Origin of the sequence: Okeania sp. SIO2C9 (assembly GCF_010672455.1) — a bacterium.
GTDB lineage: Bacteria > Cyanobacteriota > Cyanobacteriia > Cyanobacteriales > Microcoleaceae > Okeania.
The window spans coordinates 1-1,157 of record NZ_JAAHGO010000274.1; the positions used below are offsets into that span (position 1 = coordinate 1).

Annotated in this window: 2 protein-coding genes; one reads left to right on the forward strand and one right to left on the reverse strand. The window is 44.1% G+C overall.

Annotated features, from left to right (window positions below; genetic code table 11):
- A partial coding sequence (locus F6K23_RS40970) for a DUF389 domain-containing protein (protein ID WP_293167006.1) occupies positions 1 to 477 on the reverse strand: 477 nt, incomplete at its 3' end.
- Between the two features lie 167 nt (positions 478 to 644).
- Between F6K23_RS40970 and F6K23_RS40975 the strand changes: the two genes are divergently transcribed.
- A complete protein-coding gene (locus F6K23_RS40975) occupies positions 645 to 932 on the forward strand; it encodes a hypothetical protein (RefSeq protein ID WP_293167008.1) in 288 nt (95 codons plus the stop codon).
- Positions 933 to 1,157 lie beyond the last annotated feature (225 nt).

A 1,157-nucleotide genomic window follows, 5' to 3' on the forward strand; every position in this document is an offset into this window, starting at 1 on the left:
CGGTGGCATGAGGGCAACAGAAATAGCTGTTCCGGCTAGGGCATCACTGATTTGAGGGCGAATCTTGGCAAAGCCGCTAACTGCCCCGGCAGCAATTGCTACGCCTAAGTCTGCTAGATTTGGTTGGGTGCGAGAGAGGATTTCCTGACCAAATTCTGAAGCTGGCAAGCCAACAATGCGCCCAACCATCCAAGCCATGACAACCGCTACTAAAGTTCCTATCCCTACTGTTGTCAGACTTTTACTAACCATCTGAAAGTTGCCCTCTAGAGCAGCTAAGGCTAGTCCCCGCAACGGCATCATTAAAGGTGCAATAATCATCGCTCCAATAATGACTGCCGTACTATTGCTCAACAAACCCATAGTGGCAATGGCGCAGGCACTGACTGTCAAAAATAGATAGTTCAGACTAGGTTCAGCATCTGCACCCAAGTCATGAACTAGTCGTTCGATATCTTCTGTAGAAGCCTTCGGCATGGATACTCATTTCTTCTGGTTGTATTGTTGAACTCCTGAGTTCTCAACTTCTGTAACTTCTTGTCAATAGCCTTGGTGGGCATGATTAGCATACTTATCAAATGCTTAATTTGCCACCGACACTATATTTAGATCTGCTTAACAGAATACTCTAGGAGGGAAAACAAATGTCTTTTCAAACTTGGTCACATCGGTGGAAGGCAATAGCTTCGCTGCCAGCAACCTCTATTTTGCTGACAGGTTGCTTGCTCTCTCCCGTTGAGGCTCAGTTACCATTACTGCTAGATTTAAACCAGCAAACACAGAGCCTACTTAATTCTAATTCAGAAGATAAAATAGTTTCTGGCTGTATATGGTTGAATGGTCGCTGTATTTTCCAGATTGCAGCCCAGAAGTCCTTATTACCAGGGCGCAAGCAAGAAATTCAACAGAATTTGAATAATATTAGCAGGTAATATTTCCAACAAGAAGATCTAGAACTAGAGGTAGAGATTAAAGAAGAAAATCGCTTGCCAGTTATTTATGTCAATGGTAAACGCCTTGCTACAATCACAGAACAAGATGCGGATCAACAAGGAGAAGAAGACCGCACCCTTGCCGCTCAACTACTAAGCAGGTTATTAACATGGGAGTTACAAAGGGCTAAACGAGAACGACAACCCCAGTTTCTAGCTCGTCAA

Excerpts from the sequence above, each read along its gene's own strand:
- F6K23_RS40975 (WP_293167008.1), top strand. The coding sequence starts at position 645 with ATGTCTTTTCAAACTTGGTCACATCGGTGGAAGGCAATAGCTTCGCTG.